The organism is Brevibacillus sp. BD137, from assembly GCF_041644655.1.
Classification (GTDB): domain Bacteria; phylum Bacillota; class Bacilli; order Brevibacillales; family Brevibacillaceae; genus Brevibacillus; species Brevibacillus brevis_D.
On the sequence record NZ_JAOTNO010000004.1, the window covers coordinates 121,239 to 135,705 of the forward strand.

General features: G+C 47.2%; 18 protein-coding genes. 12 read left to right on the forward strand and 6 right to left on the reverse strand.

The features are described from left to right. Positions 1-30 precede the first annotated feature (30 nt). From ODZ53_RS10605 to ODZ53_RS10630, 6 genes are all read left to right on the forward strand, one after another. Positions 31-687, forward strand: coding sequence for a hypothetical protein (locus ODZ53_RS10605; protein WP_372676902.1), 657 nt, complete (start codon positions 31-33; stop codon positions 685-687). A 111-nt stretch (positions 688-798) separates the two neighbouring features. Continuing rightward, a complete protein-coding gene (locus ODZ53_RS10610; RefSeq protein ID WP_372676903.1) occupies positions 799-2,316 on the forward strand; it encodes an MDR family MFS transporter in 1,518 nt (505 codons plus the stop codon). A 12-nt stretch (positions 2,317-2,328) separates the two neighbouring features. Continuing rightward, on the forward strand, positions 2,329-2,856 hold the full coding sequence (locus ODZ53_RS10615) for a PadR family transcriptional regulator (RefSeq protein ID WP_142495256.1): 528 nt from the start codon (positions 2,329-2,331) through the stop codon (positions 2,854-2,856). A 96-nt stretch (positions 2,857-2,952) separates the two neighbouring features. Then, entirely contained in the window at positions 2,953-3,243 is a 291-nt protein-coding gene (locus ODZ53_RS10620; protein WP_064201748.1) for a DUF3817 domain-containing protein, read from the forward strand. 96 nt (positions 3,244-3,339) lie between these two features. Beyond that, positions 3,340-3,537 carry a hypothetical protein gene (locus tag ODZ53_RS10625; RefSeq protein WP_286176788.1) on the forward strand — a complete coding sequence of 66 codons (198 nt, stop codon included), beginning with the start codon at positions 3,340-3,342 and terminating at the stop codon, positions 3,535-3,537. Positions 3,538-3,575: 38 nt separating this feature from the next. After that, positions 3,576-4,502: an ADP-ribosylglycohydrolase family protein gene (locus ODZ53_RS10630; protein WP_372676904.1), complete on the forward strand. Its 927-nt coding sequence runs from the start codon at positions 3,576-3,578 to the stop codon at positions 4,500-4,502. 73 nt (positions 4,503-4,575) lie between these two features. Here the strand turns inward: ODZ53_RS10630 and ODZ53_RS10635 are convergent, their stop codons facing one another. The 4 genes from ODZ53_RS10635 to ODZ53_RS10650 form a co-directional block, all read right to left on the reverse strand. After that, positions 4,576-5,094 (reverse strand): DUF3231 family protein, encoded by a 519-nt coding sequence (locus ODZ53_RS10635; RefSeq protein ID WP_372676905.1) that lies wholly within the window; start codon positions 5,092-5,094, stop codon positions 4,576-4,578. Between the two features lie 123 nt (positions 5,095-5,217). Then, the gene (locus tag ODZ53_RS10640; protein WP_372676906.1) at positions 5,218-5,574 is read right to left on the reverse strand and encodes a DUF2512 family protein; all 357 of its coding nucleotides are present in this window, start codon (positions 5,572-5,574) and stop codon (positions 5,218-5,220) included. 249 nt (positions 5,575-5,823) lie between these two features. Then, a complete protein-coding gene (locus ODZ53_RS10645) occupies positions 5,824-6,810 on the reverse strand; it encodes a hypothetical protein (RefSeq protein WP_372676907.1) in 987 nt (328 codons plus the stop codon). Then, a complete protein-coding gene (locus ODZ53_RS10650) occupies positions 6,800-7,378 on the reverse strand; it encodes a sigma-70 family RNA polymerase sigma factor (protein ID WP_087344389.1) in 579 nt (192 codons plus the stop codon). Before ODZ53_RS10650 ends, ODZ53_RS10645 begins: the two co-directional genes overlap by 11 nt. A 187-nt stretch (positions 7,379-7,565) precedes the next feature. Between ODZ53_RS10650 and ODZ53_RS10655 the strand changes: the two genes are divergently transcribed. The 6 genes from ODZ53_RS10655 (at position 7,566) to ODZ53_RS10680 (ending at position 12,861) form a co-directional block, all read left to right on the forward strand. Beyond that, the gene (locus tag ODZ53_RS10655) at positions 7,566-8,294 is read left to right on the forward strand and encodes an amino acid ABC transporter ATP-binding protein (RefSeq protein WP_012684944.1); all 729 of its coding nucleotides are present in this window, start codon (positions 7,566-7,568) and stop codon (positions 8,292-8,294) included. A 33-nt stretch (positions 8,295-8,327) separates the two neighbouring features. Further along, entirely contained in the window at positions 8,328-9,179 is an 852-nt protein-coding gene (locus tag ODZ53_RS10660; RefSeq protein WP_012684945.1) for a transporter substrate-binding domain-containing protein, read from the forward strand. A gap of 96 nt (positions 9,180-9,275) precedes the next feature. Further along, entirely contained in the window at positions 9,276-9,929 is a 654-nt protein-coding gene (locus tag ODZ53_RS10665) for an amino acid ABC transporter permease (RefSeq protein ID WP_012684946.1), read from the forward strand. A gap of 15 nt (positions 9,930-9,944) precedes the next feature. Beyond that, positions 9,945-10,595, forward strand: a complete 651-nt coding sequence (locus ODZ53_RS10670; RefSeq protein ID WP_372676908.1) for an amino acid ABC transporter permease — start codon at positions 9,945-9,947, stop codon at positions 10,593-10,595. Between the two features lie 76 nt (positions 10,596-10,671). Continuing rightward, positions 10,672-11,940, forward strand: a complete 1,269-nt coding sequence (locus tag ODZ53_RS10675; RefSeq protein ID WP_199930315.1) for a sensor histidine kinase — start codon at positions 10,672-10,674, stop codon at positions 11,938-11,940. Between the two features lie 3 nt (positions 11,941-11,943). Further along, positions 11,944-12,861: a response regulator gene (locus tag ODZ53_RS10680; RefSeq protein ID WP_173606136.1), complete on the forward strand. Its 918-nt coding sequence runs from the start codon at positions 11,944-11,946 to the stop codon at positions 12,859-12,861. 54 nt (positions 12,862-12,915) lie between these two features. Here the strand turns inward: ODZ53_RS10680 and ODZ53_RS10685 are convergent, their stop codons facing one another. Together ODZ53_RS10685 and ODZ53_RS10690 are read right to left on the reverse strand one after the other, a co-directional pair. Beyond that, a complete protein-coding gene (locus tag ODZ53_RS10685; protein ID WP_199930162.1) occupies positions 12,916-13,641 on the reverse strand; it encodes an ABC transporter ATP-binding protein in 726 nt (241 codons plus the stop codon). A gap of 4 nt (positions 13,642-13,645) precedes the next feature. Further along, positions 13,646-14,452: an ABC transporter permease gene (locus ODZ53_RS10690; protein ID WP_064201759.1), complete on the reverse strand. Its 807-nt coding sequence runs from the start codon at positions 14,450-14,452 to the stop codon at positions 13,646-13,648. Positions 14,453-14,467: the final 15 nt, after the last annotated feature.

A 14,467-nucleotide genomic window follows, 5' to 3' on the forward strand; every position in this document is an offset into this window, starting at 1 on the left:
CCTAATCATTCAGTCATAGGAGCCCTTATTATGAAAAAAATTGTAGGTATTGCTTCGATGGTCGCTTTACTAGGCTTCAACGCCTATTTGTGGCCGACATTAATTCACGCGGTAAAAACAGATGGACGAACGGATACAAAAACAGCATCTGTCTCACAAAAAGCAGGTACTGCCAAGCCTGCTATGGATTTGGCTAATCAAGGCCCTCGCGCTGCTAACGTTTCCGCTTATCCGGTTGAAAAGCCTGTAGCTGTATCAGCACCTACCCCAGCGTCGGCGCAAAAACAAAGCGAATTGAAGCCAAAAACAAAAGCGGTAGCAGTTGCTAAAACGAGCACACCGAAGAAGAAGAAAACACAAAAGACGAAAACCTCAACAAAACCAGTCAAGAAACAGACTACGCGCCCTCCGGTAAAAACTGTGCCAACGTATCCGGCTTGGGATGATAACGGCCTCTATGTCGTAGACGATGGAGGACCAGGAAGTAGTTGGGTGGAGCTGTCAGATGGTTCTTTGATGCGTAAGAGCGACGGGACACGGACGTTTAACCTGCCCTATAACAAGAATCCATTCACTGGAGAGATCAAACCGACTGTAGAACCGATGTCGGAAGCGGCGTATAAAATGTGGAAGGGCAATCAAGCCCAGCAGCTATCTCCATTCAGCCCGTCACCGTTCGGGCGATAATAAACCGAAAAAAATGCTCCGAGAAAAAGGAGCATTTCTTTTTGATATGTAGTCAAATTTGAATATAATAACGTATAGTACTTTGATTTAACCACCCAGGAGGGCGAAGCAATGATTGCAAGAGAAAGTAAAGTGAATATGGTGTTAGCGGGGCTACTGCTAGGTCTCCTGATGGCTTCCATGGACAATACCATTGTCGCGACGGCTATGGGTACGATTGTCGGTGAGATGGGCGGCATGGATAAGTTTGTTTGGGTGACATCAGCGTACATGGTCGCTACGATGGCGGGGATGCCGATATTCGGTAAACTCTCCGATATGTATGGGCGAAAACGTTTTTACGTATTTGGTCTCATCGTATTTTTGTTAGGGTCTATTTTATGTGGGACGGCAAACAGCATCGTTGAGTTGAGCATTTATCGGGCGATTCAAGGGATTGGCGGCGGAGCGCTGATGCCGATTGCCTTCACGATTATTTTTGACGTATTCCCTCCGGAGAAGCGTGGTAAGATGACGGGACTTTTCGGAGCTGTATTCGGTACGTCCAGCGTATTGGGACCTTTGCTGGGTGCGTATATTACCGAATATGTCAGCTGGCATTGGATCTTTTACATCAATGTACCGATCGGTGCTGTTTCTCTCTGGTTGATCTCGATGTATTACAAGGAGTCGCTGGAATACCGCAAGCAGAGTATTGACTGGTGGGGAGCGATTACGCTGGTCGGTGCGGTAGTGAGTCTGATGTTTGCACTTGAGCTGGGCGGCAATCAATACGCGTGGGATTCGATGCAGATTATTGGATTGTTCTCTTCCTTTTTCTTGTTGTTTGTGATTTTTCTATTTGTCGAGAAGCGGGCATCTGATCCGATTATTTCGTTCTCCATGTTCAAGAAGCGGTTATTTGCCACGACAAATGCGGTTGCATTGTTGTATGGAGCTGCTTTCATTATCTCTACAGTTTACCTGCCGATTTTTATCCAAGGGGTCTATGGCGGGTCAGCGACGAATGCCGGATTACTGTTGACACCGATGATGCTCGGCTCGGTTGCTGGTAGCCAGCTAGGTGGATTTCTGACGACGAAGACCAGCTTCCGCAATATTATGCTTCTGTCCGCAGTCTTTTTCATCCCAGGTATTTTTCTTTTGAGTACACTGACGCCTGAGATTTCTCGTTCAATCGTTACACTTTATATGGTGATTGCAGGGTTTGGCGTGGGCTTCTCTTTCTCCACCTTGGGAATTTCAGCAATTCATGGCTTTGATATGCGTCAAAGAGGATCGGCCAGCTCGACGAACTCTTTCTCCCGTTCATTGGGGATGACATTGGGGATCACCGTATTTGGGATCTTGCAACGCAACTCGTTTGAAAACGGCTTGTTCTCTGCCTTCGGGGGTCAAGGGATGACGAATGCCATTACAGACCCACGAGCGATTTTGACACCAGAAGCGCGCGAATCCATTCCGGCTCCTATTTTGGATAAAATGATTGATATTCTTGCTTCTTCGATTGCGAATACGTTTATGTGGGCGCTCGTTCCTGCTGTACTTGCTCTCGTATGCATTTTCCTGATGGGAAATGATCGGGCATTGGGGAAATCGCCTACCGCACCGAAACCGGAACGCGGATAGAGGAGAATCGTCATGAGTCTAAAATTGCTTGTTCTGGGATTGCTGATGGAAGGGGAAAAGCATCCCTATGAGGTTCAGCAGCAGGTGAAGGCTAGGGGAATGGATTGTTACATGAAATATGCCAAGGGTTCCCTCTACTATGCCTTCGACCAACTGGAAAAGAGCGGGATGATTGAGGTCAAAGAAGTCATTCGTGAGACTAGCCGCCCAGATAAGAAGATGTATGGGATCACACTAAAAGGCGAAGAGCAATTCCAACAGCTTCTCTTGGAAGAACTGCAAAAACCGATGCAGCTGACCAATCCGATCTACGCGGCTCTGACTTTTGCTTCGTATGGTGATCCACAAAAAATGGATGAGGCCTTGGAAGTTAATATCCAGGAGGTAAGACGGTTAGCTGGATTGTTGGAATCGATCCAGGAGGAAAAAAGAGAGAGGCTTAGCTGGGGAGCACGAGCGATTCTGATCGGTGCCGTTGAGCATTTGCACGCAGAGATGCGCTGGATGGAACGCATCCGAGAAGAAGCGTGGGGCCGTTGATTTTGAATTTATTATGAACATTGGACTATTTTCAACATTATGATAGTTTTTCGTTTATAATAGTGGTAATTTCAATGGCAAGGATGGTACCCGCACATGATGAACTCTGCCCTCGGACGCTTCCGTCTCATCGGCCTGATCGAAGGCGTCTCGTATTTGGTACTTCTCGGGATTGCTATGCCGCTTAAGTATTTTATGGATTACCCGGCTGCAGTTAAAATTGCCGGTTCGCTTCATGGATTGTTTTTTGTCCTGTATATTTTGGCGCTGGCACATGTTACAATAACCAATAAGTGGTCCTTCTTGAAAGTGATTGGGGCTTTTATCGCTTCATTACTGCCATTCGGCAACTTTGTTCTGGATGCACGCCTGAAAAAAGAGCAGTAAGTATACACATTACACATTATGTAAGGCACTAGAAGGCGGGTCATTGTACCCGTCTTTCGTACATATTCAAAAGAGAAAAAAATGGAGGGGATCTGTGTGGAGACCAGAATTTTAGCAGGAATTCTTTTGTGGGACGAAGTGGAACAGTACGTTCTTGAAACCGTGATGGAGGACCGTTACAAGCTGGTTTTGCCGCAGATTATCACGCTTGCGAGCACAGAAGAAAAGGTAGCGACAGATGAATTGAGCGAACAATTTGTCGGTCAAAATGTTATTGCCAGATGCTTTGTTTGATATGAACAGATAATTCTGAAAAAAAGGTGTGGATAGGCGTGGAACTGCGTGACCGCTATGCTGGGAGTTTGCTAGGATTAGCCGTTGGAGATGCACTCGGCACTACTTTAGAATTTCGCAAACCGGATACCTTCCAGCCACTTACAGAAATGGTCGGCGGAGGACCGTTCGATTTAAAGCCGGGAGAATGGACGGATGATACGTCGATGGCGTTGTGCCTGGCTGAGAGCTTGATTACGCAGAACGGCTTCGATCCGGTTGATCAGATGAACCGATATGTAGCCTGGTTTCGAGAGGGTTATATGAGCTGCAAGGATCACTGCTTCGATATCGGGAATATCACCAAAGAAGCGCTGTGGCGTTTTGAGCAGACAAAAAATCCATTCAGCGGATCGGATCATCCGATGTCGGCAGGGAATGGCTCGATTATGAGGCTAGCACCAGTTGCACTCTATTATGCCAAACAACCAGAGCTCGCCATTGATTACTGTGCGCAAAGTTCTCGCACCACACATGCGACGGCAAAGGCAGTAGACGGCTGTCGTTTTTTTGGCGCATTGCTTATGGGGGCTCTACAGGGTATTTCGAAAGAGGAGTTGCTCACTGATTCGTTTTCTCCAGTAGCGGGTCTATGGGAAAAGCAACCGCTGGATCCTGATATCGCCCGAGTCGCGAATGGCTCCTATAAAGGGAAAATGAGAAAAGAGATCAAAGGCTCGGGGTATGTCGTCGATTCGCTTGAAGCGGCGCTTTGGTCATTTTATTCTAGTAGTTCTTTCGAAGAAGGCCTGTTCCTAGCGGTAAATCTCGGGGATGATGCGGATACGACGGGAGCTGTCTACGGTCAATTGGCAGGTGCTTTTTACGGAGTAGAGGGCTTGCCTCAACGAATGGTTAAGCTGTTGGCCAAGCGGGAATTGATGGAGGAGTTCGCGAAGAAATTGTACGAGCACGCTACCCGTTAACGGCTTGATTTCTTTAGCGAAAATAGATTAAAAACGATAAGCACTGCCAATCAGGCAGTGCTTATCGTTCAGTTTAGGCATGGACTAGTTCTGGCGTTTGCATATGAAGAGGCGGCGGAACCAACCAGCCTTTTTCTTTTGAAATGCGGAGCAATCTGAGGCCAAATTGGGCTTTTGCAGCATGGTACTGACCAAAAAGCATTCCGATATCTTCTCGGATGGATTGAGCCATGATTTGACTGCAGGCAACCAATCCCGCTGCAATGTCTCTTGAAACACCGATAGCGATCTCTGGGTCATTCATACGAGCACCAGCCGGAATGCTTTCCAGATTCGCTACAGGGCGATCTGGTGGTGCTGGTGGCAATCCAATCCCATTCACTTTGAGCAATTCATCCAGCTGTTCCACTTCTTGTTTCATGCCTCGCGTAATGTCTTCAAGGAAGCTTTTCAGATCATGATCACCAGTATGGTTGAGCGCTGTTTGATAACTAGCAAGCAAGCCCTTTGTTGTTGAAAGGTACATCCATACTCCAAAAACCTCGCCATAATGCATAGGTTCATTTTGCGGATTGCCTGATAAAATACCCATTAATGTCCTCCCAGTACTCAGTAGAGTTTTGATATCCATTCGGGTTCTCCTAACTTTGTGATGTAACCCAAAGATAAGATTTACATGAGGGACAGGATATATCCCCTCAAAGGAAGAGGAGAATTATTTACCGGGTTCTTTCTGGATACGATTATGATCGTATATACCCAAAAAGCGATGGTACACAAGTTCTGCCACACCTAAAAGGGCTACCGTAATGATTAACTCGCCAAAACTTAATGGCCAATCCAGCCATCTGGCAACTGCCCATAAGTAAATAGCAGCGATCACTGCATCTGCAATCGTGGCCGTAACATTATTGGTTGCACGCAATATCAATTGATCGCCAATCAGATAAGCAATGACGGTCAAGCCGAGTGCTGTTAAAATAGCGGAGGTCCAGGTTGCATTTGTAAACAACCATAAACAGGCGACAACAATAATGCCGTTAACAGCAGTTTTGATTAAAAATCGAGTCATTTTTTACTCTCCTCTACTTCCAGTTTAAAACAAAGAGATTTTCAGCCACTTTCCTATGTGAAATTAAGTGTTCTCGATGCTTACTGTTTTACAAAACAACAAGGTTTATGCGAATGCTGTTTGGCCCCGGTTTGAGTGGGGGTCAGTAGAGGGAAGCTCGCCTGCGGGGATAATCCCTTATGACAAACAAAAAAGTAGCCAGTCCTCTTTTGCAGATACAAAGCAAGAGAGGGCTGGCTTTTCATATTGTTACTGCTGGCTTGCTTTTGCAGCCTGGACAAGCATTTCTTTGGAAACGGTTGGCGAATCGGTAGCTATACGATACATAATCGGTTGCTCTCCATCTTGATCCAACCAAGACAGCTCTTGATACTGACCGGATTCACTAAACAAGAACTGGTCGTTTTTCGTGTAATGCGCTTTTTTTCCGCTGACAGTTACTGCGTCGTATTTCGTTGTTTCTGGTGTGCTCAATTGTACATCTAGCTGTTCTTTCGGGAATTTCTCTACCGTAACAAAGATACGTTCTTTTTGCTCGTTCTCATACAGACTGGTATACGCTTCGATAGGAGAAGTTGCTTGTGGAACGACTTTCCATACGACATTTTTACCTGTTTCCTTGCTTTCTTCTTGAAGCTCATGCAGCCACTGCTGTCCTTCTTGACCCATCATGACACCGTATGGGGTACCCTGTTTGCCTTCAAGGAAGGAAAAGCTGTCAGGAAGCTGGCGTGGCAAGGCATGTGAGAGAGAAGCTTCTTCACTGAGGACGGCAGTCCATGCTTTCCAATCTTTCACCACATCCGGCTTTTCGATGCCGATCATGGGGTTTTGTTGAAAGAGAGGGTGCTTCTCTTTTTCAAGCGCTGCGAAATAGACAAGGGCGGTTTCGCCTGTTGCCAGTTTGTTCTCAACGTTTGCCAATTCCAGACGTATTTCTTTAGGGGTTATTTGTGTCAATGTAAAATCCTTACGTGCTTGAACTTCCATTTGGACAGAGCCTTCATCAATTTTGTACAACAAGCTGTGTGTCGCATAACCAAAACCAGTAGTCAGGGCGAGCGCTGCTGCAACATGTACCAGCTTTGGACGAAAGCGCATTCCTTTGTGCAAACGCCGCTTGCCAGCGAACTCCTTTTTGGCTAATCGTTCGATTTTGCTATCCAATGCAGGATCAATGTGGACCTTCCCTGCTGCCAACTCATACTCATTTCTCAGCTTTTTTTCAATGAACATGAAAAGATGCCTCCTCAGGATTGATTCGATGCTCAAAATGCTCTCTCAACTTTTTCATCGCCAAGTGATGTCTCGATTTCACCGTTCCGAGCGGGATTTGAAGAATCGCAGCAATTTCCTCCAAGGAACAGTTCTGATAGTAACGCAGTACGACGATTTCCTTGAGCTTGAAGGATAATTTCTCTACGGCAGGAATGACTTCCAGCTCATCACTGATCGCCCCCAGCTTATCCTCCATACCTGCAACAGGTGCTTCGTAGCCTTTTTCCTTTACCCGCTCAAGCAGGCGGAATCTTCGCCAAATGCTCCGATTCCAGTTGCGAACCTGCCGCACAATCAAGCCGTTGAACCATGGGATAAAGGGCTGCTCCACATCGTACCTGTCGATGCTTCGAATCAACTCCACGTACACTTCACTCATCATGTCGTCTACATCCTGTTTGTGTGGCGCCAGAAAATAGATCAGATTGTAGGCGTACGTGCGAGTTGCTCGATAGACTTCTTGAAAAGCTTCTTCCTCTCCTTGGCGCATCCGGATGAGCCAAGGCTTTACATTTTCCTCTTTCATAGGCCGGCCTCCATTCAGGTCTTACATAATATATTGGCTCCCATTTGCCTGGGAGGTTCACTTCGTTTTTTTATTGTGTGTTATTAGAAAATTTTAAACAGAAAAACTTTTCTTTGTCTTTTTCAGTAGTTTTGAGTAGTTCGACATTAGTATACAAAATAAGACATAGAGCAAGGGGGATTTAAGGTTGATTAGTTTTCATCAAGTAAATAAACATTACGGAAGCTTTCATGTCCTCAAGAACATCAACCTGCATATCAACCAGGGAGAAGTCGTCGTGGTCATTGGCCCGTCAGGATCGGGTAAAAGCACGATGGTTCGTTGCATCAACAGATTGGAAACGGTTACAGACGGAGAGCTAGTGGTAGACGGGGTGAAAGTGAACGGTAAAAACACCGATATCAACAAGCTGCGTCGGGACATCGGCATGGTGTTCCAGCACTTCAATCTATACCCGCACAAGACCGTACTGCAAAACATTACGCTGGCACCAACCAAGGTACTGGGCGTATCGCAGAAGGAAGCCGAAGAAACGGCTCTCTACTATTTGGAAAAGGTAGGGATTCCGGAAAAGGCGGAAATGTTCCCAACGCAACTATCTGGCGGTCAACAGCAACGCGTAGCAATTGCGCGCGGACTGGCCATGCGACCAAAAATCATGCTGTTTGACGAACCGACCTCTGCACTGGACCCCGAGACAATCGGAGAAGTGCTCGATGTCATGAAGAAGCTGGCGAAGGAAGGCATGACGATGGTGGTCGTGACGCATGAAATGGGCTTCGCCCGCGAAGTCGCAGATCGCATCGTGTTTATGGATCAGGGCACGATTCTCGAAGATTCGACACCAGAGGAGTTTTTCGCAAGTCCGCGTGAAGAACGTGCGCGTTTGTTCTTGAGTCGGATTTTGAATCACTAAAAAAAGAAAACGATAGAGAAAAGGGGTATTCAGATGAAAGCAAACAAGCTGTGGAAAAAGGTAGCAGGTATGGGTCTCGTTCTGATGCTGAGCGCAACTGCGTTGGCAGGCTGTGGTGGGGGTAGTACAACAGAAGGCGGCGCAAAAGGTACACCAGCTGCAGCAGGAACAGGCACATTGGCAAAAATCAAAGAAAGAGACAAATTCGTAGTCGGAGTGAAGTACGACCTGAATTTGTTCGGCTTGAAAGACCCGGCAACCGGAAATGTAGAAGGCTTCGATATCGATATTGCGAAAGCGATCGCAAAGAAAGTACTCGGGGACGAAAACAAAATTGAGCTGAAGGAAGTAACCTCCAAAACGCGTATTCCGATGCTGAAAAACGGAGAAATTGACGCGATCATCGCAACGATGACCATTACAGAAGACCGTAAAAAAGAAGTAGACTTCTCTGACGTGTACTTCCTGGCAGGTCAATCTTTCTTGGTGAAAAAGGACAGCCCAATTAACGGTCTGAAAGACATGCAAAAAGGCATGAAAATCGTGACCGCAAAAGGTTCTACTTCTGCGAAAAACATCAGAGCGAGTGCTCCTGACGTAGAAGTACTGGAATTCGAAAACTACGCGGAAGCCTTCACAGCACTCAAAGCTGGTCAAGGTGACGCGCTGACAACTGATAACGCTCTCCTGTACGGCATGGCGAAGCAAGATCCGAACTACCGTGTAACAGAAGAGACCTTCACGGAAGAGCCATACGGTATTGCAATCAGCAAGGGTGACGCTGAATTCGTGAAAACCGTGAACGATCTGCTGAAAGAAATGAAAGAAAACGGTGAATACGACAAGATTTACGAAAAATGGATCGGAACAAAACCTAAAAAATAATGCGGTTCGACTCCATAAAGAATGAGCGGTTTACTCTGCCGCTCATTCCCTTATATCCCCAACAGAATTTTGCACACAAGGAGGATCGCATAAGAGATGATCGATTTTTCTATCTTGTTTGATCACATGGATATGTATCTCAAAGGCTTTTGGAATACCTTGCAGGCGAGCCTGCTTGCTCTCGTTGGGAGCTTTGTACTAGGGACGCTCTTTGCGATCTTTCGGATTTCTCCGATTCGACCACTCAAGTGGATCGCTACGGCTTACATCGAGTTTGTGCGTAATATCCCGTTGATTCTAGTTGTTTTCCTCTTTTTTGTGGGCTTGCCGGCCATTGGTATCATACTGGAGCCTTTTATTGCAGGTACGCTTGGCTTGACAGTGTATACCGCAGCATTTATCGCAGAGACGATCCGCGCAGGCATTCAGGCGATTCCAAAAGGACAGACAGAAGCCGCTCGTTCCTCGGGATTGACGTACGGACAAACGATGCGCTATATCATTTTGCCGCAAGCGATCAAGGTCGTGATCCCGCCGATGGGCAACCAGTTTATCAATCTCGTAAAAAACTCCTCGGTATTAGGTGTGATTGCAGGTCTTGACCTGATGTACTATGGAGATCTGATTTCCGCTGATACGTTTGTTACCTTTGATGTGTACATCTTTGTAGCTGTTTTCTATCTGATTCTGACCCTTCCGTTGAGCGCGTTCGTCAGTTATTTGGAGCGACGCTTGGCTGGAAGCCGCTAAGGAGGAGGGGACATCATGGACTTTACCGGAGCATATGCGCCCAGTCATTTGACCTTCCTGCTCGAAGGCTTTTTGGTCACTTTGCAGGTCGCTTTCTTGTCAATTGTCTTCAGTTTTACGATTGCGATTATCGTAGGGGTTTTGCGTTACGCAAAAATTCCTGGAGTCTCACAAGTTCTCGGGACAATCGTAGAGCTGATTCGCAATTTGCCGCTCTTGTTGATTATTTTCTTTACGTATTTTGCTCTCCCGGAAGTGGGAATCAAGCTGGACAAGTTTTGGGCCGCTGTTCTGGCGTTGGTTATTTTCGAAGCAGCGATGTTATCGGAAATCGTGCGAAGCGGTTTAAATTCGGTCGAAAAAGGACAGATTGAAGCTGCACGTTCCTCAGGTCTGAATTATGTCCAGACACTGTGGCATGTTGTCCTTCCACAGGCTCTCAGAAGGATGGTTCCGCCGATTGTGAGCCAATTCATTTCGCTCTTGAAGGATACGTCGCTGGCTGTCGTAATCGCTTTGCCAGAGCTGATGAACCATGCGCAAATCATCAACGGACGCAATGTTAACTACGTTATTCCGACCTTCCTGATGGTGGCAGTGATGTACTTTGTCGTCAACTACGCCCTGTCAGTCGTCTCCAAGCGACTGGAAAATAAGCACGCGTAAGCGTTTTATCTTTGCAGATCTCCGATTCTTAGTAAAATAAGAATAGGAGATCTTTTTCCGTGTGAAAGGAGCAGCTATGCGAGAACGCCTTTTGATCCTGTTTATTATCATGCTGGCAACTGCTTTTTTTGGAGAGATGAAGGTAAACCCCGTAGGAGGGTCTTTTCGTTTTTCCTTGGGCATCGCTGCTTTCTTTTTCGGATTGCTGTGGTTTTCGTCCGTACCTGTATTGCTGACGGGTTTTTTTACAGGGACGTTTATCTTCGGATTTCGCGTCGGTATGGATGTCTTTTTTGCGTACCGTCCATACATGGAGAGTGTGGCTGCTCATCTTCCCTCCGCCTTTTACTATTTCAGCTTTACGGTTCTGTTTTATTTGCTCCGTGCGCGAAGGTATCGCGAGTTCCCACTATGGTTAGGGCTGATAGGTGCATCTATTGATTTCATCTCCAATGTGGTAGAGATCCAAGTGCGACAGTATTTCACTGATTTTCCGCCGATCACTTGGCAGAGCTTTTTGATGCTTCTCTTCTTTGGGGTCTTGCGCAGCTTTTTTGCTGTTGGTTTGTACAACAGCTTTTCAATCAGGCAGTTGCGGGCAGTGGGAGAGGTGCGTCAGCAAGAGCTGGAGCGTCTGCGGATGATCAATACGGAGCTGTATGAGGAAGCCTTTTACTTGCGCAAATCAATGACGCATTTGGAGGAAATCACGCGCGAGAGCTACCAGCTCTACAGGCGTCTGCTCACCTCGGAGCATGCGGAATCCCCGACGGCCTTGGCGATTGCCGAGAATGTACATGAAGTAAAAAAAGATTCGCAGCGGATGCTGGCGGGGATTTCCAAGCTAATCAATCAGGAGGGACTAGCACCACAGCTGCCGATCAAAGAGCTGTGTGAGCTGGTTGCTCGGGCGAATCAGAAATACGCCGAGATGTTGGGAAAGGATATTCAAATCGAGTGGAGCTGTAACATCAACCTGTCTACCAGCCAAATCTATGCGCTGCTCTCCGTGCTAAACAACCTGGTAGCCAATGCAGTAGAGGCGATTCCCACGTCGGGACGGATTGAGCTGAATGTGAAGCTGATTCATCGTCATCTGGTGTTCAGTGTACTTGACAGTGGTCCGGGAATCCCGCTGGAAGAGCAGGAATGGGTGTTTCAGCCCGGGTATACGACGAAATACGATGAAAAGGGAAATGCATCTACCGGAATTGGACTGACGCATGCCCGAGGAATTGTCCAAAGCCTACAAGGAAGCCTACGTATTTTACCTGATCAGAAGCAAATGACACACTTAGAAGTGCAAATTCCGACTGACCAATTGCTCGGAAAGGAGGGAGTGTAAGCAATGATACGTTTCTTTTTAATTGAAGATGATGCCGTAGTGCGCCGCATGCTCGAACGGATTATTCAAGACAGCGGGTTGGGTGAAATAGTAGGACAAGCCAGCGACGGCAGTCACGTTTCGATTGATCTACTGTATGGGGTCGATGTCATTTTGATCGACTTGTTGATGCCGGGACTCGATGGCATTCAAACGATCAAAAAGTTGCAGGCAGATGGCTTCGCGGGCCGCTTCATTATGGTGTCACAGGTGGAGAACAAGGAAATGATCGGGGAGGCTTATTTGCAAGGAATTGATACCTTTATTCAAAAGCCGATCAACCGCCTTGAAGTCATGGCTGTGCTAAAGCGGGTATCGGATTACTTGACGCTGGAAGCCTCTCTGCAAACCATCCGCAAATCCTTACAAATCCTGGATGTCAAAGCAAAAGAACCACATACCAGCGGCTTGAAAAGTCAGTCATCCGATCAGGATATTCTGGCACAAAAAGCGAGAAAGCTGCTGTTGCAGCTAGGGATCGCAGGTGAAGCCGGGGCTCCCGATCTGCTATTGATCATGGAATGGCTCGTACAGGATGAGCGGCAGGGAGATAAGCTGCACGAATTGCAGCTCAAGGAGCTGTACACACAAATTCTGCTGAAGGTGCATGCCAGCCTGAATGAGCATGGCATTACCAAAGAGGTGCGTGCCATGGAACAACGGATTCGCCGGATGGTCCTGCAAGCCTTTACGCATCTTTCCTCATTGGGGTTGACCGACTATGCCAACCCGACCTTTGAACACTTTGCACCACGCCTGTTTGACTTTCAAGAAATTCGCCAACGGATGCAAGAGCTGGAGGCGGGCGAAAAAACGACGAAGTGCCGGATTAGTGTGAAAAAGTTTTTATCGGTCTTTTATATGGAAGCGAAGGCGCTATAAATAGCAAAAACGCGGGAGTCGATCTAATCGATCAAATCTCCCGCGTTTTTTTATTCATGCCTTTGCCTGATTCACAAGCTCGGAAAAAGCACCATACAAACCAATTGCCCCATACTGCTGCTGGTACTCCTTTATCGACCCATCACGCACGATTTTCCCATTCATCAAGAAAATGGCCCGATCCGCTACCGCATCTGCCACCTGCAACTGGTGTGTCGTAAAGAGAACGGATTGACCCGCAAGCTTTACTTCCCGCACGAGATCGACAAATGCATCCATCCAATACGGATCGAGTCCGTTGGTCGGTTCATCGAGAACGACGAGTGCAGGCTTTGCCAATATCGCTTGGGCAAACAAGAGACGCTGCTGCATGCCTTTGGAGAACTGAGACACTCGTTTGTTTCTCACTTCATGCAGCCCCACCATTTTCAGCAGCCGATCCGCCTCTTCGGCGGTGCGATTGCGCAGGGAAGCGTAAAACTCGAGCGTTTCTCTCGCGGTAAGTCCGGCAGAAAACGTAAAGTGATCCGGCATATAACCGATTTCTTGAAGATACTCTACGCGATTATCATTCCAGTTTAACCCGTTGAGCTGAATGGTTCCCGAAGAAGGCGGGAGAATACCGACCAGCATCCGCAGAATCGTACTTTTCCCTGCGCCGTTCCCGCCGCATAGGGCGACGACTTGGCCGGGTGGAATGTTCATACTGAATGGGTGGACGATTGTTTTCCCATTGATTTCCTTAGTGACCTGGTCGATGGTAAGTCCTAACGTATTCATTGCATTACCTTCTTTCCCATACCCGGATGGCTATGAACAAGGTCGCACTGATCCAGAGCAGACTGAGTGCGACAAAGATGAGATCACCAAGCGGAGAATCAGCCCAGTACACCCATTTGTAGTATTCAGGTCCAAAGATCGAGCCACCGCCTAATCTGGCAACGGAAAAGATTCGTACAAACTCCGCCGGGTTGAGAAACGTTGCGAGCTGAAGCAGAGGCTTGATCCATGTATAAGGGACGAAGCTGAGCACAGAGATGAGAAGAGTAGGCCATGCCAGAATATAGAAGAACCAGATGCTGACTCCCATCGTCAAAGCCTGCCAACGGTTTTTACTAATGGCGCCAATCAGCATGGCAATTCCCAAAAATAAAAGAATGAGACAGATGGAAAAGGCAAGCAAAAACAAAAGTGTCGAGAATGCAAAGCTTTTTCCTAACAGCATACCAGCTACACCAGACAACCCATACCCGAAGCTGACGATCGCAACCAACACGAGTGCTTGTCCCAAATATTTCCCCACCAAAAACGAAAAGGTCGTCATGGAGTAGGTAGAGAGGAGCTGCCAGCTTCCCTCTTCTTTTTCCGCCGTCAAGGAAAAAGAGGAGAGAAGCATCGTCATCAGTGGCAGCAAATACAAAATCAGATTCAGCATGGTACCTGTCGTATACGTATAACCCTTCATGTAGGACTGCGATTGGATAATCAAGAGCCCCAAACTAAACAGGGAGAACAGAGCCATAAACGAGTAGGACCATGGATTGCGAAAGCCTACCTTCACTTCTCGTTTGGCAATCAGATTGATGTGCAAAGACTCCACTCCCTC